General features: G+C 67.1%; 18 protein-coding genes and 2 pseudogenes. 9 read left to right on the top strand and 11 right to left on the bottom strand.

Annotated elements, in window-relative coordinates:
- Window positions 1-909, top strand: a complete 909-nt coding sequence (locus tag LRS53_RS21305) for a LysR family transcriptional regulator (RefSeq protein WP_231357230.1) — start codon at window positions 1-3, stop codon at window positions 907-909.
- 51 nt (window positions 910-960) lie between these two features.
- On the opposite strand, the gene LRS53_RS21300 is transcribed toward LRS53_RS21305, so the two are convergent.
- Together LRS53_RS21300 and LRS53_RS21295 are read right to left on the bottom strand one after the other, a co-directional pair.
- Entirely contained in the window at window positions 961-1377 is a 417-nt protein-coding gene (locus tag LRS53_RS21300) for an organic hydroperoxide resistance protein (RefSeq protein ID WP_064309165.1), read from the bottom strand.
- A gap of 146 nt (window positions 1378-1523) precedes the next feature.
- The gene (locus LRS53_RS21295) at window positions 1524-1958 is read right to left on the bottom strand and encodes a MarR family winged helix-turn-helix transcriptional regulator (protein ID WP_064309166.1); all 435 of its coding nucleotides are present in this window, start codon (window positions 1956-1958) and stop codon (window positions 1524-1526) included.
- An 88-nt stretch (window positions 1959-2046) separates the two neighbouring features.
- Between LRS53_RS21295 and LRS53_RS21290 the strand changes: the two genes are divergently transcribed.
- Window positions 2047-3564, top strand: a complete 1518-nt coding sequence (locus tag LRS53_RS21290) for a sigma-54-dependent transcriptional regulator (protein ID WP_231357229.1) — start codon at window positions 2047-2049, stop codon at window positions 3562-3564.
- Between the two features lie 18 nt (window positions 3565-3582).
- On the opposite strand, the gene poxB is transcribed toward LRS53_RS21290, so the two are convergent.
- Complete coding sequence (gene poxB / locus LRS53_RS21285) at window positions 3583-5307, bottom strand: ubiquinone-dependent pyruvate dehydrogenase (RefSeq protein WP_231357228.1); 1725 nt, start codon at window positions 5305-5307, stop codon at window positions 3583-3585.
- A 338-nt stretch (window positions 5308-5645) separates the two neighbouring features.
- Between poxB and vapB the strand changes: the two are divergent.
- From vapB to gcvT, 5 genes and pseudogenes are all read left to right on the top strand, one after another.
- Window positions 5646-5872: pseudogene (vapB, locus tag LRS53_RS21280) on the top strand (type II toxin-antitoxin system VapB family antitoxin).
- Window positions 5824-5958: pseudogene (locus tag LRS53_RS24065) on the top strand (VapC toxin family PIN domain ribonuclease); the annotation flags it as partial. The pseudogenes vapB and LRS53_RS24065, both read left to right, overlap by 49 nt.
- 330 nt (window positions 5959-6288) lie before the next feature.
- Window positions 6289-6657 carry a glycine cleavage system protein GcvH gene (gene gcvH / locus LRS53_RS21275; protein WP_173149869.1) on the top strand — a complete coding sequence of 123 codons (369 nt, stop codon included), beginning with the start codon at window positions 6289-6291 and terminating at the stop codon, window positions 6655-6657.
- Window positions 6658-6664: 7 nt separating this feature from the next.
- Window positions 6665-9520 carry an aminomethyl-transferring glycine dehydrogenase gene (gcvP, locus tag LRS53_RS21270; RefSeq protein WP_231357227.1) on the top strand — a complete coding sequence of 952 codons (2856 nt, stop codon included), beginning with the start codon at window positions 6665-6667 and terminating at the stop codon, window positions 9518-9520.
- Window positions 9521-9729: 209 nt separating this feature from the next.
- Window positions 9730-10839, top strand: a complete 1110-nt coding sequence (gcvT, locus tag LRS53_RS21265) for a glycine cleavage system aminomethyltransferase GcvT (protein ID WP_231357226.1) — start codon at window positions 9730-9732, stop codon at window positions 10837-10839.
- A 136-nt stretch (window positions 10840-10975) separates the two neighbouring features.
- Here the strand turns inward: gcvT and LRS53_RS21260 are convergent, their stop codons facing one another.
- A complete protein-coding gene (locus tag LRS53_RS21260; RefSeq protein WP_173149863.1) occupies window positions 10976-11590 on the bottom strand; it encodes a glutathione S-transferase in 615 nt (204 codons plus the stop codon).
- A gap of 155 nt (window positions 11591-11745) precedes the next feature.
- Between LRS53_RS21260 and LRS53_RS21255 the strand changes: the two genes are divergently transcribed.
- On the top strand, window positions 11746-12651 hold the full coding sequence (locus tag LRS53_RS21255; protein ID WP_231357225.1) for a LysR substrate-binding domain-containing protein: 906 nt from the start codon (window positions 11746-11748) through the stop codon (window positions 12649-12651).
- A gap of 18 nt (window positions 12652-12669) precedes the next feature.
- Here LRS53_RS21255 and LRS53_RS21250 read toward each other — a convergent pair whose 3' ends face one another.
- Window positions 12670-12861 carry a hypothetical protein gene (locus LRS53_RS21250; RefSeq protein ID WP_133860042.1) on the bottom strand — a complete coding sequence of 64 codons (192 nt, stop codon included), beginning with the start codon at window positions 12859-12861 and terminating at the stop codon, window positions 12670-12672.
- A 243-nt stretch (window positions 12862-13104) separates the two neighbouring features.
- Here LRS53_RS21250 and LRS53_RS21245 point away from each other — a divergent pair, with 243 nt between their 5' ends.
- Window positions 13105-15057: a DNA topoisomerase III gene (locus tag LRS53_RS21245; protein ID WP_231357224.1), complete on the top strand. Its 1953-nt coding sequence runs from the start codon at window positions 13105-13107 to the stop codon at window positions 15055-15057.
- On the opposite strand, the gene LRS53_RS21240 is transcribed toward LRS53_RS21245, so the two are convergent.
- The 6 genes from LRS53_RS21240 to phoR all read right to left on the bottom strand — a co-directional run bounded on the left by LRS53_RS21240 (window position 15044) and on the right by phoR (window position 22747).
- Entirely contained in the window at window positions 15044-15376 is a 333-nt protein-coding gene (locus LRS53_RS21240) for an endonuclease domain-containing protein (protein WP_231357223.1), read from the bottom strand. The genes LRS53_RS21245 and LRS53_RS21240 overlap by 14 nt on opposite strands.
- 783 nt (window positions 15377-16159) lie before the next feature.
- Window positions 16160-16468 carry a hypothetical protein gene (locus LRS53_RS21235; RefSeq protein ID WP_017642364.1) on the bottom strand — a complete coding sequence of 103 codons (309 nt, stop codon included), beginning with the start codon at window positions 16466-16468 and terminating at the stop codon, window positions 16160-16162.
- Window positions 16469-16643: 175 nt separating this feature from the next.
- Window positions 16644-17951, bottom strand: coding sequence for an MFS transporter (locus LRS53_RS21230; RefSeq protein WP_017642363.1), 1308 nt, complete (start codon window positions 17949-17951; stop codon window positions 16644-16646).
- Between the two features lie 171 nt (window positions 17952-18122).
- Entirely contained in the window at window positions 18123-19457 is a 1335-nt protein-coding gene (locus tag LRS53_RS21225) for a sigma-54-dependent transcriptional regulator (RefSeq protein WP_231357222.1), read from the bottom strand.
- Between the two features lie 154 nt (window positions 19458-19611).
- Window positions 19612-21378, bottom strand: a complete 1767-nt coding sequence (locus tag LRS53_RS21220; protein ID WP_231357221.1) for a sensor histidine kinase — start codon at window positions 21376-21378, stop codon at window positions 19612-19614.
- A gap of 55 nt (window positions 21379-21433) precedes the next feature.
- Window positions 21434-22747, bottom strand: coding sequence for a phosphate regulon sensor histidine kinase PhoR (gene phoR, locus LRS53_RS21215; RefSeq protein ID WP_442968540.1), 1314 nt, complete (start codon window positions 22745-22747; stop codon window positions 21434-21436).
- Window positions 22748-22751 lie beyond the last annotated feature (4 nt).

Raw genomic sequence — 22751 nt, 5'->3', positions numbered from 1 at the left:
ATGATCCGCTTCGACGACCTGGGGCTCTTCGTGCGCTCCGCTGCCCTGGGCAGCTTTTCCCGCGCCGCCCGCGAGGCAGACCTGTTGCCGGGCCAGGTGAGCGCCGCCATCGGGCGGCTGGAGCGGGAGCTGGGCATTCGCCTGTTCGCTCGCTCGACGCGCAGCCTAAGACTGACCGCCGAGGGCGAGGCCTACCTGCCTTATGCGCGGGAGGTGCTGGAGACCCTGCGCGAAGGGCGCGAACGGCTGCAGGGTGAGAGCCCCGAGCTGCGCGGGGTGTTGCAGGTGGCGGCGCCGTCCGACCTGGGGCGTAATCTGCTGCTGCCGTGGCTGACCGAATTCCGCCAACGGCATCCGGGGCTGACGCTACGGCTGTTTGTGTCGGACCAGCAGGCGGACGTCTACCGCGATCCGGTGGACATCGCCCTGCGCTACGGGCGCAGCCAGGACGACAGCCTGGTGGCCCTGCCCCTCGCCCCGGACAACCGCCGGCTGCTGGCGGCGGCGCCGGCCTATCTGGCCCGCCAGGGTACGCCGCGCAGCCTGGATGACCTGGGCAGGCACGCCTGCTTGCTCTACCAGCTGCATGGGCGCACCCATGACAAGTGGAGCTTTCCACAGGCCGACGGTGGCCTGCGCCAGGTGGCCGTCGGCGGACCCTTGCAGAGTGACGATGCCGAGGTGGTGCGGCGCTGGGCGGTGGCGGGGGAGGGCATCGTCTACAAGTCCTGGCTGGACATGCGCGACGATCTCCAGACCGGTCGGCTGGTGCGGCTGCTGCCCGAGCAGCCCGGTGAGCCGTTGCCGCTGCAGCTGTTCTGTCCCCATCGGCGGCAATTCTCGCCAGCCGTGCGGCAATTGCACGGCTGGCTGGCGGAACGCTTCGCGGCGTTGGACGGACAGCCATGAAAAAGGGCGCGCATCCCTGGGGGATGCGCGCCCGCTATCCAACTCCCGGACTCAGGCCAGGGTCAGGCGCACGTCCACATTGCCGCGGGTGGCGTTGGAGTAGGGGCAGACCTGGTGGGCCTTCTCGACCAGGTCTTCGGCCACGGCGCGCTCCAGGCCCGGCAGGCTGATGACGAGCTCGACGTCCAGGGCGAAGCCGGTGGGGATGGGGCCGATGCCGACCTGGGCGGTCACGCTGACGTCCGCCGGCACGGCGATCTTTTCCTTGGCACCGACGAACTTGAGCGCGCCGATGAAGCAGGCCGAGTAACCGGCGGCGAAGAGTTGCTCGGGGTTGGTCCCTGCACCCCCGGCACCGCCCAGCTCCTTGGGCGTGGACAGCTGCACGTCCAGGGCCTTGTCGCTGCTGATGGAACGGCCGTCACGGCCACCGGTGCTGGTTGCGGAAGCGGTGTAGAGGATGTTCATGGCGTGCTCCTTTTTAGGTATCGCGATAACTGTTTGATCGGGCTTGGATCGCAAGGATTGCCCAGGTACGGATTTAAGTTATCGCGATACTTGTTATCGCGCAAATATATTTTTGGGAGCAGGCGACCAGCGGCGGTGGGACGGGATCAACGCTCCAGCTTGGCGCGCAGGGTCATCAGGTTTTCCCGCAAGGCATTCATTTGCGCATCGCCCAGTGCGCAATAGCCGCTGATGGTGCCGTTGATCTCCCGGGCCCGCTCGCGCAGGGCCCGGCCAGCCTCGGTGAGCTCGATGGACAGGTTGCGCTCGTCCTCGGCATTGCGCTGCCGGGTCACGTAGCCCTCGGCTTCCAGGCGCTTGAGCACCGGGGTCAAGGCGCCGGAATCCTGGTGCAGCCGACGCGCCAGCTCCTTGAGCGGTAGGCGGTCGTTCTCCCAGAGCACCAGCATCATCAGGTACTGCGGGTAGGTCAGGCCCACCTCTTCGAGCAGCGGCTTGTACACCTTGGTCATGGCCAGCGAGGTGGAGTACAGCGCGAAGCACAGCTGCTGATCGAGCAGAAGAGGGTCTTTGTTGGTCATGGCGGTCCCGCCTGGGTAAATGAGAAGTGATTCTACCCCGAGCATTTGGGTAGCATTAGCCCTTTCGCTTTCAGACCCCAGGGTTTCCATGCGTATCCATGTGTCGTTCATCGATCGTGTCGGCATCACTCAGGAAGTCCTGGCGCTGCTCGGGGCGCGCAATCTCAACCTGGACGCCGTGGAGATGGTGCCGCCCAACGTCTATATCGATGCGCCGACCCTGAGCGCAGCGGTACTGGAGGAATTGCGCGCCGCCCTGCTCATCGTGGTAGGGGTCGAGGCGGTGCGGGTGGTGGACATCCTGCCCGGCCAGCGGCGCTCCCTACAGCTCGATGCCCTGCTTGCCGCCATGGCCGACCCGGTGCTGGCGGTGGACGGCGAAGGACGCATCCTGCTGGCCAATCCGGCCTTTGCCGCCCTGGCGGGCGAAGGCGCCGGCAAGACCCTGGCCGAACTCTTCAACGACAGCGAATTGCCCGCCGAATTGCTGGATCAGGGCTTTCGCCTGCCCCTGCGCGAGGTGGTGCTGCGCGGCCAGGCGCTATTGCTGGACGCCACCCCCATTGGCGAACCCGTGGGCGGACTGGCCGGCGGGCTGCTGACCCTCTATGCCCCTAGCCGCATTGGCGGCCGTCTCTCGGCGCTGCGCCACGACACCCCCGAGGGCTTCGATTCGCTGCTCGGTGACTGCGCCGCCATCCGCACCCTCAAGGCCCGGGCCCAGCGCCTGGCCGCCCTGGAGGCGCCACTGCTGATCCTCGGCGAGACCGGCACCGGCAAGGAACTGGTGGCGCGCGCCTGCCATGCGGCCAGTGCGCGGCGCGAGGCGCCCTTTCTGGCGCTGAATTGCGCGGCCCTGCCGGAAAGCCTGGCCGAGAGCGAACTGTTCGGCTATGCCCCGGGCGCCTTCACCGGCGCCCAGCGCGGCGGCAAGCCGGGCCTGCTGGAGCTGGCCGACCAGGGCACGGTGTTTCTCGACGAGGTCGGCGAGATGTCGCCCTATCTGCAGGCCAAGCTGCTGAGATTCCTCTCCGATGGCAGCTTCCGCCGCGTTGGCGGAGCCCAGGAAACCAAGGTCAATGTGCGGATTCTCGCCGCCACCCATCGCGATCTGCAGGCCATGGTCGCGACCGGCACCTTTCGCGAAGACCTCTTCTATCGCCTCAATGTACTCAGCCTGCAGGTGCCGGCCCTGCGCGAGCGTGGCCAGGACATCCTGCTGCTGGCGCGGCACTTCCTGCAGCAGGCCTGCGCCCAGATCGGTCGACCGCCGTGCCGCCTGGCACCGGCCACCTACGGCGTGCTGCTGGGCAACGCCTGGCCGGGCAACGTCCGGCAATTGCAGAACATCCTCTTTCGGGCGGCTGCCATCAGCGAGAGCGGCCAGATCGACGTCGACGACCTGGACCTGGCCGGTACCGCAGTGGCCGGTAAGGTCGAGACCGAGGTCAGCACCCTGGAAGCCGCCGTCCAGGGCTACGAGGCGGCGCTGCTGGAACGGCTCTATCCGCAGTATCCGTCCAGCCGCCAGCTGGCCGCGCGCCTGCAGACCTCCCACTCGGCCATCGCCATGCGCCTGCGCCGTTACGGCATCCCGCGGCGCTAGAGGCCGCAGGCGTCCGGATCAGCGCAGGACGTTGGTCTTGGCCAGATCCACCACCTCGCTACCGCGGCCACTCATCACCGCGCGCAGCATGTAGAGGCTGAAGCCCTTGGCCTGGGCGGCCTCGATCTTCGGTGGCAGCGACAGTTCCTGCTTGGCGATGCGCACGTCCACCAGCGCCGGACCGGGGTGGGCGAAGGCCTCCTCCAGGGTGGCGTCGAGCAGACTGGCCGATTCCACCTTCCAGCCGCGCACGCCGCAGGCCTCGGCCACCCGGGCGAAATCGACCTCACCCAGATCGGTGGTCTCGTCGAGCATGCCGGCGGCCTTCATCTCCATGGCGACGAAGCCCAGGGTGGCGTTGTCGTAGACGATGACCTTGACCGGCAGCTGTTCGCTGGCGAGGGTCGCCAGTTCGCCCAGCAGCATGGACAGCCCGCCGTCACCGGCGAGGGCCACCACCTGGCGACCGGGATAGGCCGCCTGCAGACCCATGGCCTGGGGCAGGGCGTTGGCCATGGAGCCGTGGCTGAAGGAGCCGGCCAGCTTGCGCTCGAAGTTCATCGCCAGATAGCGCGCCGCCCATACTGTGGGGGTGCCGACGTCGCAGGTGAAGAGGGCATCTGCTGCGGCGAGTTCACTGACCCGGGTGGTGAGGTACTGCGGATGCAGCGGCTCGCCATCGGCGGTAGCGGTAGCCAGTTCGTCCAGCTCGGCGCGGGTCTTGCGGTAGTGCTGCTGGGCCTTTTCCAGGAAGCGACTGTGGCTGTTGGGCGTAAGGCGCGGCAGCAGGGCGTCGAGGGTAGCGCGGACATCGCCCACCAACCCCTTGAGCAGCGGGGTACGCACGCCCAGGTGGGCGCCCCGCACGTCGATCTGGACCACCCGGCCGTGCTCCGGGAAGAAGTTGCGATAAGGGAAGTTGCTGCCCAGCATCAAGAGCAGGTCGCATTCCTTGAGCGCGTGATAGCCGGAGGAAAAGCCGATCAGTCCGGTCATGCCCACGCCATAGGGATTGGAATACTCGATATGGGCCTTGCCACGCAGCGCATGGACTACCGGGGCCTGCAGCCGCTCGGCCAAGGCGACCACCTGGGCATGGGCACCGGCGCAACCGGCGCCGCAGAGCAGGGTGATGCGCTTCTCGCCAGCCAGCAACTCGGCCAGGGCATCCAGTTCGGCTTCCGGCGGGACCACCACCGGACGCACCGGCTCGCTCCACTGGGCTTCCTTGAGCGGCGCCTCGGCCAGGGCCACGTCGCCGGGAATCACCACCACCGACACCGAGCGATTGAGAATGGCCGAGCGCATGGCGGTCTCGAGGATGCGCGGCAGCTGCTCGGGATGGGAGACCACCTCGCAGAAGTCGCTGCAGTCGCGGAACAGCCGCTCCGGGTGGGTCTCCTGGAAATAGCCCAGACCGATCTCGCTGGAGGGAATCTGGGCGGCGATGGCCAGGACCGGTGCGCCGCTGCGCTGGGCATCGAACAGGCCATTGATCAGGTGCAGGTTACCCGGGCCACAGGAGCCGGCGCACACCGCCAGGCGCCCGCTGGTGTCGGCGGCGGCGCTGGCCGCGAAGGCAGCGGCTTCCTCATGACGCACCCCGCGCCAGCGGATACGGTCGCGCTTGCGCAGGCTTTCGGTGAGACCGTTGAGCGAATCGCCCGGCAGGCCCCAGATGGTGTCCACACCCGCGGCTTCGAGGGTGGCGACGAGCAGATCGGCAACGGTTTTCACAGCCATGACAAAGACTCCAGGCAAGGGTGGGGGAGGGCAAAGCCGCTTGGCAGAGGTCTTGTTGTGCTTTCTTGGTCCGACAGAGCGGGGCGGAAGTTCGCCTTGGGTGCTCCTGTCTGAATCTGGCCTCCGACTCCGCTGACGTTCCGCTTCCGGCGTTCTTGCCCAGGCTTCGCCAGGTGGCATCCGCGAGCAGAGCGCTCTGCCAGCTGCGTCGTCCGCTGCCGAGAGCATGCCGATGGACAGATCTGGCCTTGCTCTCAATATGGGATATACAGCCGATACGTTTCGGGAGGCCGAGCATGGATCAAGGTGCCGTGTTTCAGAGCAATCGCAGTTAGGCGGTGAGACTGCCCAAGGCGGTTGCCCTGCCCGAAGACGTAAAGCGTGTTGATGTGGTCGCCGTTGGCCGCGCGAGGATCATTGCTCCGGTCGGGGAATCCTGGGATTTCTGGTTCGAGGGGAGGGTGTCACGGCGGATTTCATGGCGGAACGTGGCCAGCCCACCGAGCAGGAACGTGAGCCTTCACTCGACACCAGGGGCAGTTGGGCATCAGTACGATCACCCTGATGGAGCTGATCTAGGGCTTCGCGGTACGTCTGGACGTGTTGAAGTACGGTCAGGAAGCCGCGGCGCACACCAGGCAACGGCATGCTTTGAAGACTGGTTAGTGCCGAAGGGAATGGGTCGGCGAGGGCGTTCACGCAGGCCTTGTCTATCCTGTATGGATAAGGGACAGCAGCCTGCAACCCGTTCAGCCTAGCTGTCAGATCCAAGAGCCCAGCTAACACTGTAATGATTTAGATACGGTGTTCGAAAATCGATACGGCTATAGGCGGCTAATCTATTAATCGTAACGATTTCGTTACAGCACACCATCCTCTGACTCGATAAGCCCTTGAAAATACTGAATTTTGTTCCTGGCATCGCCCTTGCACTGCTAGACCCATCTATCCATCAGGACAAAGGTCCGCAGGAGTCTGGCAATGGGTCTGCGCTATACCGAAGAACACGAATGGCTGCGTCAGGAAGCCGATGGCAGCATCACCGTCGGCATCACCGACTATGCTCAGGACTCGCTCGGCGACCTGGTCTTCGTGCAACTGCCGGAGCTGCGCAGCTACGCCCAGGGCGATGAGGTCGCGGTGCTGGAGTCGGTCAAGGCCGCCAGCAACATCACCATGCCGCTGGACGGCGAGGTCCTGGCCGTCAACGAGGCGCTCGACGACGCGCCCGAGACCATCAACAGCGATCCGCTGAACGCCGGCTGGTTCTTTCGCTTCCAGCCCGCCAATGCCGAAGCCTTCGCCGCGCTGCTCGACGAAGCCGCCTATCAGCAACTGATCAAGGGGTAAGACCGCCATGTCGCTGCACGACACCCTCAGCACCGCCGACGAATTCGTCCCGCGTCACATCGGTCCGCGCGAGCTGGACGAGATCGCCATGCTGAACCTGCTCGGCTACGAATCCCTGGATGCCATGACCGCCCAGGTGATCCCCGAGAGCATCAAGGGCACCAGCGTGCTGGACCTGCCCGCCGGACTGTCCGAAGCCGACGCCCTGGCCGAGCTGCGTACCATCGCCAGCAAGAATCGCCTGCTCAAGAGCCTGATCGGTCAGGGCTACTACAACACCCATACCCCGGCGCCGATCCTGCGCAACCTGCTGGAAAACCCGGCCTGGTACACCGCCTACACCCCCTACCAGCCGGAGATCTCCCAGGGTCGCCTGGAAGCCCTGCTCAACTTCCAGACGCTGATCGGCGACCTCACCGGCATGCCGGTGGCCAACGCCTCGCTGCTGGACGAGGGCACCGCCGCCGCCGAGGCCATGACCTTCTGCAAGCGCCTGGCGAAAAACAAGGCCAGCGCCTTCTTCGCCTCCGTGCACTGCCATCCGCAGACCCTCGATGTGCTGCGCACCCGTGCCGAGCCCCTGGGCATCGAGGTGGTGGTGGGCGTGGAAACCGAGATCGAGGACCACGGCTGCTTCTTCGGCGCGCTGTTCCAGTACCCGATGACCACCGGCGAGATCCGTGATTACCGGGAAAGCATCCAGGCCTTCCAGGCGGCCGGTGCCCTGGTGGCCATGGCCGCCGACCTGCTGGCCCTGACCCTGCTCACGCCGCCCGGTGAACTGGGCGCGGACGTGGCCATCGGTACCGCCCAGCGCTTTGGCGTACCGCTCGGTTTCGGCGGCCCCCACGCGGCGTACTTCGCGACGCAAGACAAGTACAAGCGCGACATGCCCGGGCGCGTCGTCGGCGTCTCCATCGACCGCCACGGCAACCCGGCCTATCGCCTGGCGCTGCAGACCCGCGAGCAGCACATCCGCCGCGAGAAGGCCACCAGCAACATCTGCACCGCCCAGGTGCTGCTGGCCAACATCGCCAGCATGTACGCGGTCTACCACGGTCCCGAAGGCCTGACCCGCATCGCCACCCGGGTGCAGCGTCTGACCAGCTTGCTGGCCGCCGGTCTGCAGCGCCTGGGCCACGAGACCCAGCACACCGCCTTCGACACCCTGACCCTGGTGTTCGGTGCGCGTACCGCCGCCCTGCACGAGGCCGCCCGTGCCCGTGGCTACAACCTGCGCGAAGTCAGCGCCGAGGCCCTGGGCGTGTCCCTGGACGAGACCAGCACCCTGGCCGACGTCCAGGCGCTGCTGGAGATCCTCGCCGACGGCAAGGCCGCGCCCCAGGTCGCCGAGCTGGGCGATGCCCAGGGCGTGGAAGTGCCCGCGGCGCTGCAGCGCCAGTCGGCCTTCCTGACCCATCCGGTGTTCGCCAGCCACAGATCCGAAACCGAGCTGATGCGCTACCTGCGCAAGCTGGCGGACAAGGACCTGGCCCTGGATCGCACCATGATCCCGCTGGGCTCCTGCACCATGAAGCTCAACGCCGCCAGCGAGATGATCCCGGTCACCTGGGCCGAGTTCGGCGGTATCCACCCCTTCGCCCCGGCCGACCAGACCGAGGGCTATGCCCAGCTCACCACCGAGCTGGAGGCCATGCTCTGCGCCGCGACCGGCTACGACGCCGTCTCCCTGCAGCCCAACGCCGGCTCTCAGGGCGAGTACGCGGGCCTCCTGGCCATTCGCGCCTATCACGCGAGCCGCGGCCAGGGTGAGCGCGACGTCTGCCTGATCCCGGCGTCGGCCCACGGCACCAACCCGGCCACTGCCAGCATGGTCGACATGCGCGTGGTGGTGGTGGCCTGCGACAAGCGCGGCAACGTCGATCTCGACGACCTGCGCGCCAAGGCCGAACAGCACAGCGAGCGCCTGGCCGCGCTGATGATCACCTACCCGTCCACCCACGGGGTGTTCGAAGAGGCCATCCGCGAGATCTGTCAGGTGGTCCATGACCACGGTGGCCAGGTCTATATCGACGGCGCCAACATGAACGCCATGGTTGGTCTCTGCGCCCCGGGTCAGTTCGGCGGCGACGTCTCCCACCTCAACCTGCACAAGACCTTCTGCATCCCCCATGGCGGCGGCGGTCCGGGCGTCGGCCCCATCGGCGTCAAGGCGCACCTGGCGCCCTTCCTGCCCGGCCATGCCCGGCTGGAACGCAAGGAAGGCGCGGTCTGCGCGGCGCCCTATGGCAGCGCCAGCATCCTGCCGATCTCCTGGATGTACCTGAAGATGATGGGCAGCGCCGGTCTGACCCGCGCCTCGCAGATCGCCATCCTCAGCGCCAACTACATCGCCCGCCGGCTGGAAGAGCACTATCCGGTGCTCTACAGCGGCACCGGTGGCCTGGTGGCCCACGAGTGCATCCTCGACCTGCGCCCGCTCAAGGACAGCAGCGGCGTGACCGTGGACGACGTGGCCAAGCGCCTGATCGACTTCGGTTTCCATGCCCCGACCATGTCCTTCCCGGTAGCCGGCACCCTGATGATCGAGCCCACCGAAAGCGAGTCCAAGCAGGAACTGGATCGCTTCTGCGACGCCATGATCGCCATCCGCGAAGAGATCCGCGCCCTCGAAGCCGGCACCCTGGATCCCCAGGACAACCCGCTGAAGAACGCGCCGCACACCGCGCGCGAACTGGCTGGGGAGTGGACCCACCCCTACAGCCGCGAGCAGGCGGTGTTCCCGCTGCCGAGCCTGGTGGACGGCAAGTACTGGCCGCCGGTGGCGCGCATCGACAACGTCTACGGCGATCGCAACCTGGTCTGCTCCTGCCCGCCGATCGAGGCGTACGGCGAGGCCTGACCCTCACCCCCGGCCCCTCTTCCGGGAGAAGGGGAGCAGAGCCGCTCTTCCCCCTCTCCCCCTGGGAGAGGGCTGGGGTGAGGGCAAACCCGAATCACCCAAGTCGCGCCCGCTTCCAACAGCAGGGCGCGATCAACCAGATCACCGCTTCCCCGTTCGTCCTCGCTGAACAGAGGACCAGAGCGAGAAAGCCGACACGGAGCCCCACCATGTCCCTGCTCAAGACTTCGCTGCACGCCCTGCACCTGGAACTCGGCGCCCGCATGGTGCCCTTCGCCGGCTACGAGATGCCGGTGCAATACCCGCTCGGCGTGCTCAAGGAGCACCAGCACACCCGTGCCCAGGCCGGGTTGTTCGATGTGTCGCACATGGGCCAGGTCCTGCTCGAAGGCGAAGAAGCCGCCGAGGCCCTGGAAACCCTGGTGCCGGTCGACATCATCGACCTGCCCAGCGGCATGCAGCGCTATGCCCTGCTGACCGACGACAACGGCGGCATCCTCGACGACCTCATGGTCGCCAACCTGGGTGACTGCCTCTACCTGGTGGTCAACGCCGCCTGCAAGGAAGCCGATCTCGCCCACCTGGAAAAGCACCTGGGCGACCGCTGCCAGGTACTGCCGCAATTCGATCGCGCCCTGCTGGCCCTGCAGGGCCCCGCCGCTGCCGAGGTGCTGGCGCGTCTGGCGCCGGAAGTGGCCGAGATGACCTTCATGCAGGTCCGCCGCGTCAAGCTGCTGGACCAGCCCTGCATCGTCAGCCGCAGCGGCTACACCGGCGAAGACGGCTACGAGATCTCGGTGCCGAGCGCTGCCGCCGAAGCCCTGGCTCGCCGCCTGCTGGCCGAGCCGGAAGTCGAGGCCATCGGCCTGGGCGCGCGCGACTCCCTGCGCCTGGAAGCCGGTCTCTGCCTCTATGGCCACGACATGGATGCCGGCACCACGCCGGTGATGGCCAACCTGGGTTGGGCGCTGTCCAAGGTGCGTCGTGAAGGCAACGGCCGCGCTGGCGGTTTCCCGGGTGCCGAGCGTATCTTCGCCGAACAGCGCGACGGCGTGACGCGCAAGCGTGTCGGCCTGCTGGTACAGGAGCGGGTGCCGGTGCGCGAAGGCGCGGAGCTGGTGGATGCCAATGGCGCTAGCATCGGTCGCGTCACTAGTGGCGGCTTCGGCCCGACCCTGGGGGCGCCGGTGGCCATGGGGTATGTCGACAGCGACTTCGCCGCCCTGGATACCCAGCTGTTCGCCGTGGTGCGCGGCAAGCAGGTGCCGGTCAAGGTCGCCAAGACCCCCTTCGTGCCGCAGCGGTACTACCGCGGGTAAGTAGTCGCCAAGAACATCGCGGCCATGGGCCGCTCCTACAAAAGCATCACCCTCTGTAGGAGCGGCCCATGGCCGCGATAAACCGGTAAGACGTAGGAGCAGTCGCCTCGGCGTACCGCCATGGCCGCGATGCTCTTTAGGCCACCGGATAATCCCGAAACACCGACAAGGCCTCCGCCTCGGCGGTCAGGGCCTCCAGCGTCGGATAATTACGACGCTCGATCAGTCCCGGCAGGGCGAAGTGCAGGAAGGTCCAGGCCACGGCGGTGTCGATGGCGTCCTGGCCGATGCTGTCCTCGCCCAGCGGCGGACGCGGGCCCAGCCAGGCCTTGTCCAGGGCACCACAGGCTGCGCGCAACTGCCCCTCCACCCGTTGCTGCCAGGGCGCATGGCGCTTGTCTTCCGGCCGCAGGTCGCGCTCATACACCAGCTGCACCGCCTTCTCGGACAGGGCAAGCGCCAGGCCGCTGCGGCTGAGGGCGGTCGCCCGCGCGGCATGGCCAGCGGGTCGCAGTTGGCGACTGCCGCAGGCGAGATGTTGGGCATAGTCCAGGATCAGCGACGAATCCATCAGCCGCTGGCCGTCCAGGCAGATCAGTGTGGGCGCCTTGAGTACCGGGTTGAAGCTGCGAAAGCGCTCGACCTCGCGAAACAGCGACACCTGGCGCAGTTCGAAAGGCAGTACCAGCAGGCGCAGGGAGATCGCGACTCGCCGCACATAGGGGGAGTCGAGCATGCCGATGAGTTGCATGAGGGCATCCTGTCAGAAAGAGTGAATCCTGTTTCACGTGGAACGTCACCCTTGTCATGTGTTTCACACTGGGTGCCGCTCTGGACAGGACATTAAGCATTCGGCGAAGCTGCCACCAGCGAGAAATTCTGACCGGACCGTTAAGGAAAACTTACATGTCCCGCGTGCCGCCCTTGAATGCCCTGCGCTGCTTCGAAGCGGTTGCCCGCCTGGGCAGCGTGACCCGCGCCGCTAATGAATTGCACCTCACCCATGCCGCGGTCAGTCAGCAGGTGAAGGGGTTGGAGCATCAACTGGGCATGGTGCTGTTCGAGCGCCAGGGGCGCGGGATCGAGGTCACCGGCGACGGTCGCGTCTATGCCGAGCAGGTCCGCCAGTTGCTCGACGATCTGGGCGAGGCGACCCGGCGCCTGCAGGCCCGCCCGCGGCGCAACGAGCTGGTGTTCGCCACCTTTCCCTCCTTCGCCACCCACTGGCTGTTGCCCCGGCTGCCGCGTTTTCGCGCCCTGCACCCGGAGTACCGCATCCGTATCCAGACCAGCCTGGATTTCCAGGATCTGCGCCAGGGCATGGTGGATATTGGAGTGCGCATGGGCGAGGGGCAGTGGGATGGCCTGACGGCGCTACGGTTGTTTCAGGACGATGTGCTGCTGGTGGCGGCGCCTGGTTACAACGGTGGGCAACTGCCGCGCAGCCTGGACGAGGCCCTCACGCAGCCGCTATTGCACACGGAGGAAACCTGGCTGCACTGGGGCGAAACGGCCGGTCTAGGCGAAGCGGCGCCCAATCGCGGCATCAGCGTGAACGATTCCAACGTGGTACTGGAGGCGCTCCGCCTTGGTCAGGCGCTGGCGCTGGAGCGGCGCAGCCTGGTGCAGGCCGCGCTGGACGAGGGTCGCCTGATCCAGCTCAGTCCGGTGACGGCGCCCTATCCCTATGCCTACTGGCTGGTCTGGCCCGAACGTGCCGAATCGGCGGAAAAGCAGGAGCGCTTCAGCGCCTGGATCCAGGCCGAGGTCGCGACCTATCTGGCCGCACTGGAGGCGCCGACGCCCGCTTAGGGCGTCGGGCGGAGCGTCTTAGCGCAGCAGCAGCTTGCGACGACCGTCCGGCCAGACTTCCCAGAGTTGATCGTTGATGCGCTGCACCTGGCTGGTGGTCCGGCGCATGGCCGAAATGCTGGCGCGCAGGGCCTGGCCGCTGGCGGTATCCACGAAATTTCCGGCGCCGGTGCTCTCGGCCGTGGCGCGATCCATAGCTACAGTGTTCATTGACGCCTCCCAGAGCTCGGCTAAAGACGGCGAAAGTGCCGTAGCCCAGGGACCGGCCGTCACGGGCAAGATTCCGCTCCCCCGGTAGCAGCCGTTCAAGCTGTGATCCACGTCCTAAGCGCGCTGTGGCCTGTTGGGCGAATTTGCGCCAAGACCGTTTTCTGTACGGATATACAGATTAGTTCTTGCGCAGGTCGCGCAGGCTTTGCATCCTGTGGCGATTCCCCTCGCGCGACGCCCGCCATGCAGCTGTATCTCTGCGAAAAACCTTCCCAGGCCAAGGACATCGCCCGTGTCCTCGGCGCCACGCGCCGTGGCGAGGGCTGCCTGCAGGGGCAGGGTGTGACCGTCACCTGGTGCATCGGTCATCTGCTGGAAACGGCGCCACCGGATGCCTATGACGCCCGCTACAAGCGCTGGTCGCTGGACGACCTGCCCATCGTCCCTGAGCAGTGGAAGCTGCAGGTCAAGAAGACCACCGGCAGCCAGTTCAAGGCGGTCAAGCGCCTGCTCGGCGAGGCAAGTGAGCTGGTGATCGCCACCGATGCCGATCGCGAGGGCGAGATGATCGCCCGCGAGCTGGTGGAACATTGCCGCTATCGCGGGCCGATTCGCCGGCTGTGGCTGTCGGCGCTGGACGACGTCTCCATCCGCCGTGCCCTGGCCGCGCTCAAGCCCGGTGCCGAGACCTATGGGCTCTATCAGTCCGCCCTGGGGCGTTCGCGCGCCGACTGGCTGATCGGTATGAACATGAGCCGGCTGTTCACCCTGCTGGGGCGTCGCTCCGGCTACCAGGGCGTACTCTCGGTCGGGCGGGTGCAGACCCCGACCCTGCGCTTGGTGGTGGACCGCGACCGCGCCATCGCCGCCTTCGTGCCAATGCCTTTCTGGACCGTGGAAGCGACCCTGGAGGCCTCGGGCAGTCGCTTTCAGGCCCAATGGCAGCCGCCAGAGGACGTCTGTGACGACCAGGGGCGCTGCCTCAAGCCCGAGGTGGCCCAGGCCGCGGCGCGGGCCATCGAGGCGGCCGGGCAGGCGCGGCTGGTCAAGCTGAAGACCGAACGCATCCGCGAGGCGGCGCCCTTGCCCTTCGACCTGGGCACCCTGCAGGAGGTCTGCTCCAAGCGCCTCAACCTGGGCGCCCAGCAGACCCTGGACGTGACCCAGGCGCTCTATGAGAAGTACAAGCTGATCACCTATCCACGCAGCGACTGCGGCTACCTGCCGCTGTCCCAGCACCCCGAGGCGCCGGCGCTGCTGGCCGCCTTGCTGGGCGCCGACAACAGTCTCGCCCCCCTGCGCGATCACCTGGACGCCAGTCGCCGCTCGCGGGCCTGGAACGACGCCAAGGTCAGCGCTCACCACGGCATCATCCCGACCCTGGTGACCCGCGACCTGGGCCGCCTTAGCCCTCAGGAGCGCAACGTCTATGGCCTGATCCGCGCCCGCTATCTGGCGCAGTTCCTGCCGCAGCACGAGTTCGATCGCACCCAGGCCGACTTCGAGGCGGGCGGCGAACGCCTGCGCGCCACCGGCAAGCGGCTGGTGGAACCGGGCTGGCGGCGCGCCTTGCCCGAGTCGCTCACGCCGCCCAAGGGCCGTGAGGCCCCGCCGCCCCAGGCGCTGCCCGAGTTGCGCCAGGGGGAGTCCTATCCGGTGGTGGAGGTGCGCTGCCGGGATCAACTGACCCAGCCGCCCAAGCCCTTCACCGAGGGCGATCTGATCAAGGCGATGAAAAATGTCGCCAAGCTGGTGGAGGATCCGGCCCTCAAGCAGAAGCTCAAGGACACCACCGGCATCGGCACCGAGGCGACCCGTGCCAGCATCATCCAGGGCTTGCTGGACCGCGGCTATCTGGTCAAGCAGGGCAAGGCCCTGGCGGCGACGCTGGCGGCCTTCGGCCTGATCGACGCCGTGCCCCGGGCCATCGCCGATCCGGGGACCACGGCGCTCTGGGAGCAGGCACTGGATCGGGTGCAGGAAGGCGAATTGAGCCTCGCGGAATTCGTCACCAAGCAATCGGCCTGGATGGGCAAGCAGGTGGAGCGCTGCCTCGGCCTGACCCTGACCATCAGCGGTCCGCCACCCGCAGGAAAGGGCGCGCCCTGGAAGAAGAAGCGCCGTACGGGCGGGGCCAAGGCCAAGCCGGGTGGCGCACCAACGCGGGTGCGCAAGCCGAGGGTCAAGCCTGGCTGAGGGCGGCGTGAAGGCAGTGGAGCACGACGTCGGGCTGGGTCAGGACGTCGTGATTCCAGAAACGCAGGGTCTGGAAGCCTTGGGCCTGCAGCCAGGCATCACGCTCGCGATCAGTGGCGCTGCCTTGATGCTGGCCGCCGTCCAGCTCGATCACCAGACGCGCTTCCAGGCAGACGAAGTCGAGGATGTAGCGGCCATAGGGGTGCTGGCGGCGGAATTTGTGGCCCTGCAGACGCTTGCCGCGCAGGTGATACCAGAGTGCGCGCTCGGCATCGGTCTGGCCGCGGTGCAGGGCGCGGGCATGGGTGATGAGAGGCATGGGAATCCTTTCCCTGGGGGTTTGGGTGTCGGGTTTGCCCTCACCCCAGCCCTCTCCCGGAGGGAGAGGGGGTGGTACGGAGCGAGAGGTGATCTGGGGAGTATCGCCTGGAGCTTTGCGGTTGGCGAGGCTCTGGCACGAGGGTTTTGTGCTGGCGGGAATGGGGCGACCGCGGACCCTGAAGCTTTGACGATGGCCTTACCCTCACCCCAACCTCTCCGGATGGGAGAGGGAGCGCTACGGAGCGAAGAGAGGCTATGGGATAGCCGGTGCCCCAGGAAAATAATCAAGATGACTATTATCGTGTGCGCTAAGCCGCTTTGCAGCTTGCAGAGAAGCCGTCGCCGCTTCAAGCAGTCCTTCTTCCCTGAGGAGAGGGTGGGGGCGAGAGCACAAGGATCGAGCATCGCGAATCGCTATGGCAGTAACACCGAAACGAAATCGAGACTTTTGTCTGGGGGAAGCCCTTCACCACTCCAGGCCGCCCCCTCTCCCTGAGGGAGAGGGTTGGGGTGAGGGCGTCAGGATCAGGCGTCGTGAATCGCTATCGCAGTAACACCGAAACGACGCTGAGGCTCTTGTCTGGAGGGGGAAGCCTTTCACCACTCCAGACCGCCCCCTCGCCCTGAGGTGAGGGCGTCAGGATCGGGCCTCGTGAATCGCTATTGCAGTAATGCTGAAACGGCTCTTGTCTGGAGGGGGGAAGCCCTTCACCGCTCCAGACCGCCCCCTCTCCCCGGGGGAGAGGGTTGGGGTGAGGGCGCAAAGCCCCGTGCCCGCGTCTTATTTCTTCTCGAACGCCGCTGCCGCCGTGGCGTAGGCCGCTTCGTGATAGTCGAATTCGGCGGACTGTACCAGCAGGGTTTCCTCGTCCTCGGTGAAGGCGATCACCGGGCGATAGGAGAGGCCGTCGGCCTTGATTTCGGCTTCGTCGATGAGCTTGGAGAGATCGAAGGCGAAGTCACCGCAGATGGCCTTGGCCTGGGCGTCGGTGATGCCGTGCTTCTTCAGGGCATCGCGCAGCAGGGTGCTCCACTGGTATTGAAACTGGATACCCAGTTTGGCGTAGCTGGGACCGTAGTCGATTTCCATGAGTGTGTAACCGGGGCTTGGGAGGAGGGGGCGAACTCGCCACAGCGGCCAGCGAAATGACCGTTGTGAGCGCTGCCGGTGGCACTACGATGGCGTGCCCCAAAGCCCAGGCAAAGGGGTGCGGGCCGGACGGCCAAATCTAATGACCGAGAGGCCCGCACCCAGGGACGAGCGGTTATTCGTGGACGATGCGCGAGTGGTCGCGGGTGTCCTTCATGAAGACGTAGACCAGCAGCGAGCAGGCGATGCAGCCGGTCACGTACCAGTAGTAGCCGCTCTCCATGCCGATGCTCTTGAACCACAGCGCCAGGTATTCGGCGGTGCCGCCGAAGATGGACACGGTCAGGGCATAGGGCAGGCCGACGCCCAGGGCGCGGATCTCGGTGGGGAACAGCTCGGCCTTCACCACGGCGTTGATCGAGGTGTAGAAGCTGACGATCACCAGCGCCACCATGATCAGGCCGAAGGCGCCCCACCAGCTGGTGACGCTGCCCAGGGCGGTCAGGATCGGATAGGTGAACAGGGTGCCGAGCACGCCGAAGGCGATCAGTACCGGGCGCCGGCCGACGCGGTCGGAGAGGGCGCCAACGATGGGCTGCAACAGCATGAACAGGAACAGCGTCGCGGCCGAGATGGAGGTGGCGTCGGTCTTGCTCATGCCCACCGAGTTGACCAAGTACTTCTGCATGTAGGTGGTGTAGGTGTAGAAGGCCAGGGTGCCACCCATGGTCAGGCCGACCACGGTGAGGAATTCCTTGGGATGGCGCGCCAGGGTGCGCATCAGGGATTCCTTGGGCTTTTCGGCCTTCTTGAAGGAGCTGGTCTCTTCCATGCCGCGTCGCAGGTAGAGCGCGGTCACGGCGCAGGCGGCGCCGATCAGGAAGGGAATGCGCCAGCCCCAGCTTTCCAGCTGTTCGACGGTGAGGGTCTGCTGCAGCACGATCAGGGTGGCCAGGGCCAGCAGCTGGCCGGAGATCAGGGTGACGTACTGGAAACTGGAGTAGAAACCGCGGCTTTCCTTGGTCGCCATCTCGCTCAGGTAGGTGGCGGAGGTACCGTATTCACCGCCCACCGAGAGGCCCTGCAGCAGCCGCGCCAGCACCAGCATGATGGGCGCGGCGACACCGATGGTGGTGTAGCTGGGGGTGAGGGCGATGATCAGCGAGCCGGCGCACATCATGATCACCGAGACCATCAGCGCGGACTTGCGGCCGGCCTTGTCGGCGTAGAGGCCCATCAGCCAACCGCCGATAGGACGCATCAGGAAGCCCACGGCAAAGATGGCGGCGACGTTGAGCAACTGGGCGGTCTGGTCGCCCTTGGGAAAGAAGGCCTTGGCGAAATACAGCGAGAAGGCGGCGTAGACGTACCAGTCGTACCATTCGACCAGGTTGCCGACGGAGCCGCTGAAGATGGACTTGATGCGCTGCGAGGTGGTCTTGGGCGCGGTCTGGCCGGCCGCGAGGGTAGCGGTGCTATCCACAGGGTATTCCTCTCTTGTCGTTGTTATTAGGGCGCTCGGGGCGTCGACAGGAGAGGTTGCAGACGGCGTGCCAGATCGTGAAGCCGCGCCACTGCTGGCTTTCTGCTCGGTGAATAGGCGAAAGTCTGCCTGGACGGCCTGAGCAATGAGCGGATTTCCGCCTATGGCCGGTCAGTCATCCTCGGGACTGTCGCGGAAGTCGGCACGCACCAGGCCGTGACGCTGCATCTTCTCGTTGAGGGTACGCCGCGGCAATTGCAACTCGTCCATCACCGCCTTGATCTCGCCACCATGACGGGCCAGGGCGGCGCGCAGGCACTGGGCTTCGAAGGCTTCCAGCTGATCGGCCAGGGAATTGCCCTGGGCGGTCGGCGGCGCGCCCAGGCCGAGGACCTCGCGTTCGGCGGCGTTGGCCAGTTCGCGGACATTGCCCGGCCAGCCGTGACCCAGCAGCTGGGCCAGTCGCGCCGCGCCGGGCGGTGTGACCGGGCGCCCCAGGCGGGCGCCGGCCTCGGCGAGAAAGTGATCGAACAGCAGCGGGATGTCTTCGCGTCGCGCCCGCAGCGGCGGCAGCTGCAGCTCGGCGACATTGAGGCGATAGGCCAGGTCTTCGCGAAAGCGCCCGGCGCGCGCCTCTTCCAGCAGGTCCGGCTTGGTGGCGGCGACGATGCGCAGGTCCAGGGCGATGCTCTGGTTGGAGCCGAGACGCTCCAGGCGCTGCTCCTGCAACACCCGCAAGAGCTTGACCTGCTGCGCCAGGGGCATGCTCTCGATCTCGTCGAGAAACAGGGTGCCGCCGTTGGCGTATTCCAGCTTGCCGATGCGCCGGCCCTGGGCACCGGTGAAGGCACCGCTCTCGTGGCCGAACAATTCGCTCTCGAACAGCTGCTCGGGGATGGCCGCGCAGTTGAGGGCGACAAAGGCCTTGCCGGCCCGGGGACCGAAATCGTGCAGGCAACGGGCGACCAATTCCTTGCCGCTGCCGGTCTCGCCGCGCAAAAGCACGTTGACCGGGGTCGGCGCCAGATCGAGGATCTGCTGGCGCAGGCGGACGATGCCGGGCGAGACGCCGAGCAGCCGACGGGCGAGGGCGCTCTGGTCGTCGACCCGGCGGTGCAGCTGGCGGTTCTCCAGCACCAGCCGGCGCTTTTCCAGGGCGCGGCCGAGATCGCCGAGCAGCGCCTCGGGGCTGAAGGGCTTTTCCAGGAAATCGTAGGCGCCCTGACGCATGGCGCTGACCGCCAGGGCGACGTCGCCGTGGGCGGTGAGCAGGATCACCGGCAGGTCGGCATCCAGCGCCTGCAGCCGGCCCAGCAGGGCCAGACCGTCCATGCCGGGCATGCGCACGTCGCTGACCACCACGCCGGCGAAATCCGGGGTCACGGCCGCCAGGCAGTCCTCGGCGCGGGCGAACAGCCGCACCTGATGCCCCGACAGCTCCAGCCACTGGCGCACCGCTTCGCGGATGCTGGCTTCGTCGTCGACCAGATAGACCTGGGCTTGCATGGGGGCGTCCTCTCGCGGCCGGTGCGCGGTTACCTTGCCCGAACGGCACGGGGCGGTCGAGTCATCCGAAGGATGAACGTAGCGGGCAGCGGAACAGACCCGAGGGGTCCGCTCAGTGATTTCAGCTTGGGCCAGTGCGGCAAGCCGCAGGCGACTAGGGGGAGGGAGGCGCTTCTTGGCCGCAGGAGGCTACCGGCAGCCGAAGCCTGAAGACCGCGCCTTCGGTGTCGTTCGCGGCCGTCAGGCTGCCGCCCTGGGCCTGGACGATGGCCGAGGACACCGCCAGCCCCAGCCCCAGGCCTTCGCCGACCGGCTTGGTGGTAAAGAAGGGGTCGAACACCTGGTCGAGGTGCTCGGCGGCGATGCCGCCACCGTTGTCGGCCACCTCCAGCAACCAGCTGTGCCCCTGTTGCACGAGGCTGACCCGAACCTGCGGCTTCGGTCGTTCGGCCACGGCGTCCAGGGCATTGCGCAGCAGATTGACCAGCACCTGCTCCAGGCGGATGGGGTCGCCCAGCAGCCAGGCCGGGCGCGGCAGTTCCAAGTCCAATTCGACAGCCAGCTCGGCGCGCCGCGCCTCCAGCAACTCCAGCGCCTGATCCACCACCAGCGCCAGGTCGACCCGCTCGCGCAGGCCGGCCGGGGTCTTGCGGGCATAGGTCTTGAGGTGGGCAGTCAGGCCACTCATACGGGTGAGCAGGCCATCGAGGCGTTCCAGGGCGGCGCGGGCTTCATCCAGCCGGCCGTGGTCCAGCAGTAGCCGCAGACTGGCCAGGTGCATGCGCTGGGCGGTGAGCGGCTGGTTGAGTTCATGCACCAGCGCCGCCGACATCTGCCCCAGAGCGGCCAGCTTGGCGGCCTGCACCAGGCCATCCTGGGCGGTGCGCAACTCGGCGGTGCGGGCTTCCACCAGCTGCTCCAGCTCCAGTCGGCTGCGCAGGCGCAGGCGCTGCAGCCGCCGCCGCTGCACCAGTAGCAGGCCGGCGCAGACCAGCAGCAGCCAGGCGCAACCGGCGGCCAGGGCCGCGCCCAGGCTGCTGCCCTGCAGTTCCCGGGTTGGTCTGATCAGGTGCAGGGTCCAGCCTTCGCTGGGCAGCGGCAGGCTGTCCCAGAGGTAGTCGGAGCTGCCTTCGGGCGCCTCGATACGGGCCACCTGGCGCTGGTCGCCCAAGACCACCTGTTGGCTATGCAGCAGCGGTTGCAGGGTGCGTCTGTCGTACTGCCGGGTGGTGGCCAGTTCGGCGCGTTCGGCGGGCGTCAGCTCGCGCAGCAGGCGATAGCGCCAGGCCGGCCGGTTGGCGGCAAAGACCACGCCGCGGGCATCGCTCACCAGCAAGACCTCGGGGTGCTCGCCCCAGCGCGCCTCGATGGCGGGAAATTCCAGCTTGACCACCACGGCGCCGAGAAAGCGGCCCTGGGCGTCCAGTACCGCATGGGAGAGGAAGTAGCCGGGAATGCCGGTGGTGACGCCCACGGCATAGAAGCGGCCGCTGCCGCCCGCGAGGGTCTCGCGGAAATAGGGCCGGAAGCCGTAATTATGGCCGACGTAGCTGGTGGGCAGCCGCCAGTTGCTGGCGCCGATGGCCAGGCCGCTGCGATCCAGCACCTCCAGGGTCGACGACTGGGCAGCGGCATTGAGTCGTTCCAGCTTGAGATTGAGGCGCTCGGTGGCGGCGGCATCGGGTGGCGTGGTGAGGGCGGCGATCAGCTCGGGATCCTGGGCCAGCACCGCGGGCAGGGCGCGAAAGCGATCGATCAGGGTCTGCAGGCTGCTGGCATGCAGGCGCAACTGTTCCTGGCCGAGCAGGCTGGCCTCGGCCAGGGTCGCCCGTTCGGCGCGCTGCCAGGCCAGCACGCTGACCAGCAGACCGCCGAGCAGGGCGAGCAACAGGACCGGCAACAGGCGCAGGGCAGGGGGCATGGCGGGAGACCGTGGCAGGAGTGGCCGGACGATAGCATGGCTGCGTGGGGGCAGTTCAGGCCGAGGCAGCGGTGCGCGTGGCGATCTGCTCGTGCTGGAAATGGCAGGTGAAGCAGCTGCCCTCGCCGGGCACGCTGTGGATGTCCAGGCCGCCGCGGTGGCGGATCAGCACGTGCTTGACGATGGCCAGGCCCAGCCCGGTGCCACCGGTGCTGGACGCACGGCTGGCGTCGATGCGATAGAAGCGTTCGGTCAGGCGCGGCAGGTGGCGGGCATCGATACCGGGCCCGGTGTCCTGCACGGCGACATGGGCCCCCTCGGCGTCCTGCCAGGCGCGGACCCGCACCTCGCCGCCCTCGGGGCTGTACTTGACCGCGTTGAACACCAGGTTGGAAAAGCAGCTGCGCAGTTCCGTCTCGCTACCCAGCAGCGCCAGGCCCGGTGCGCATTCCAGGCTCAGGCGGTGGCCGATGGCGCCGGACAGGGCGCGGCCGTCCTGCAGGATGGAGGCGAGCAGCGACTCCAGGGCTACCGGGCGGTTGTCGGCGGGATAGTCGGTGGCTTCCAGGCGCGCCAGCAGCAGCAGGTCGTCGATGGTGTGCTGCATCCGGCCGGCCTGCTGCTGCATCTGTCCCAACGCCCGGCGCCAGCGCGGGGTGGCGTGCTCGGCGTTGTCCAGCAGGGTTTCCAGGTAGCCGGTGATCACCGTCAGCGGGGTGCGCAGCTCATGGGAGACGTTGGCGACGAAATCCTTGCGCATCTGTTCCAGCTGGTGGATGCGAGTCACGTCACGCACCAGCAGCAGGCGATCACCCTCGCCGAAGCGGGTGATCAGGATGTGCAGGTACTGGTCGTCGTTGAGCGGCGAGGCCAGTTCCAGCGGCTCGCCATAGTCGCCGCCGAGAAAGTAATCGGAAAAGCGCGGATGGCGCACCAGGTTGGTGATGGGCTGGCCGAGATCCTGGGGCTGGCGCAGACCCAGCAGGGTTTCCGCGGCGCGGTTCCACCATTCCAGGTTGCCATAGCGATCCACCAGGATGATGGCATCGCGCAGGGCCTCGGTGGAGGCCTGGGCGCGGCCGATGACGGCGAGCAATTCTTCACGCTGGCGCTGCTCGTGGCGTTGCCGGCGATAGAGCCGATCCAGGACGTCGCCCCACAGACCTTCGGCTTCGGGTGGCGCGCCTGGCGCCTCGCTCAGCAGCCAGGCATGCAAGCGCAGCAGGTGTTTCAGGGTGACCGCCAGATAGACCGCCAGTCCCAGGGCCACCGCCAGGCCGACATGGCCGAAGGGCCAGCCGGCCAGGGCGCAGCCGCCGACCACGATCGACAGCTGGGTGGCCAGACGGGAGCGCCAGTTGATGTTCACGGCG

The organism is Pseudomonas sp. PLB05, assembly GCF_021106615.1.
GTDB lineage: Bacteria > Pseudomonadota > Gammaproteobacteria > Pseudomonadales > Pseudomonadaceae > Chryseomonas > Chryseomonas benzopyrenica.
Note: the sequence above shows the minus strand (reverse complement) of the source record. Positions and strands in the feature narration are given on the sequence as shown.

What these genes read in the sequence shown, in the direction of transcription:
- LRS53_RS21235 (WP_017642364.1), bottom strand. Translation starts at nt 16,468, where the DNA reads ATGGAAATCGACTACGGTCCCAGCTACGCCAAACTGGGTATCCAGTTT.
- LRS53_RS21220 (WP_231357221.1), bottom strand. Translation starts at nt 21,378, where the DNA reads ATGCCCCCTGCCCTGCGCCTGTTGCCGGTCCTGTTGCTCGCCCTGCTC.
- LRS53_RS21260 (WP_173149863.1), bottom strand. Translation starts at nt 11,590, where the DNA reads ATGCAACTCATCGGCATGCTCGACTCCCCCTATGTGCGGCGAGTCGCG.
- gcvP (WP_231357227.1), top strand. Translation starts at nt 6,665, where the DNA reads ATGTCGCTGCACGACACCCTCAGCACCGCCGACGAATTCGTCCCGCGT.
- LRS53_RS21305 (WP_231357230.1), top strand. Translation starts at nt 1, where the DNA reads ATGATCCGCTTCGACGACCTGGGGCTCTTCGTGCGCTCCGCTGCCCTG.
- LRS53_RS21295 (WP_064309166.1), bottom strand. Translation starts at nt 1,958, where the DNA reads ATGACCAACAAAGACCCTCTTCTGCTCGATCAGCAGCTGTGCTTCGCG.
- LRS53_RS21225 (WP_231357222.1), bottom strand. Translation starts at nt 19,457, where the DNA reads ATGCAAGCCCAGGTCTATCTGGTCGACGACGAAGCCAGCATCCGCGAA.
- LRS53_RS21250 (WP_133860042.1), bottom strand. Translation starts at nt 12,861, where the DNA reads ATGAACACTGTAGCTATGGATCGCGCCACGGCCGAGAGCACCGGCGCC.
- LRS53_RS21245 (WP_231357224.1), top strand. Translation starts at nt 13,105, where the DNA reads ATGCAGCTGTATCTCTGCGAAAAACCTTCCCAGGCCAAGGACATCGCC.
- poxB (WP_231357228.1), bottom strand. Translation starts at nt 5,307, where the DNA reads ATGGCTGTGAAAACCGTTGCCGATCTGCTCGTCGCCACCCTCGAAGCC.
- LRS53_RS21290 (WP_231357229.1), top strand. Translation starts at nt 2,047, where the DNA reads ATGCGTATCCATGTGTCGTTCATCGATCGTGTCGGCATCACTCAGGAA.
- LRS53_RS21240 (WP_231357223.1), bottom strand. Translation starts at nt 15,376, where the DNA reads ATGCCTCTCATCACCCATGCCCGCGCCCTGCACCGCGGCCAGACCGAT.
- gcvT (WP_231357226.1), top strand. Translation starts at nt 9,730, where the DNA reads ATGTCCCTGCTCAAGACTTCGCTGCACGCCCTGCACCTGGAACTCGGC.
- LRS53_RS21300 (WP_064309165.1), bottom strand. Translation starts at nt 1,377, where the DNA reads ATGAACATCCTCTACACCGCTTCCGCAACCAGCACCGGTGGCCGTGAC.
- gcvH (WP_173149869.1), top strand. Translation starts at nt 6,289, where the DNA reads ATGGGTCTGCGCTATACCGAAGAACACGAATGGCTGCGTCAGGAAGCC.
- LRS53_RS21255 (WP_231357225.1), top strand. Translation starts at nt 11,746, where the DNA reads ATGTCCCGCGTGCCGCCCTTGAATGCCCTGCGCTGCTTCGAAGCGGTT.